This window comes from Lysobacter sp. TAB13 (assembly GCF_052113885.1).
Lineage (GTDB): Bacteria > Pseudomonadota > Gammaproteobacteria > Xanthomonadales > Xanthomonadaceae > Lysobacter > Lysobacter gummosus.
In genome coordinates this window covers 1-355 of the sequence record NZ_JBFRDR010000428.1, presented here as the reverse complement: position 1 = coordinate 355, position 355 = coordinate 1, and the positions used below count along the sequence as shown (strand labels likewise).

Sequence of the window (355 nt, the reverse complement as noted above, 5' to 3'; positions counted from 1 at the left end):
GGCCTGGACACGCCTGCTGCATCTGGCGGCTCTGGCCTGGCTCTTCGTTCGTTTCGTGCCGGCGCAGTCGGCGCTGGTTTGCGGAGTGGTTGGGCGCCGACTTGCAGTATTGGGCCGGCATTCCCTCGAGATCTTTTGCACCGGTATCGTGCTCGCGATCATTGGACAGATCATTCTGGCCGAAACCTATTTCGCCTTGAGCATACAGTTGCTGGTTTGTCTCGGTGGCATTACGATACTGACAGTGCTAGGAAATTTCCTATCGTGGTATCAGTCCAACGCGCTCCGTGGTTCCGCAGAGAAGCCGGCTTCCGGGCTGCACAATTCTGCGCCGCAATCCTGACCATCGCACTCG

1 protein-coding gene is annotated in these 355 nt (G+C 58.3%); it reads left to right on the top strand.

Going from position 1 to position 355, the window contains the following annotated elements:
* On the top strand, positions 1-343 hold a 343-nt coding region (gene opgC, locus AB4Y92_RS26820), incomplete at its 5' end, for an OpgC domain-containing protein (RefSeq protein WP_441822384.1).
* Between the last annotated feature and the right edge of the window lie 12 nt (positions 344-355).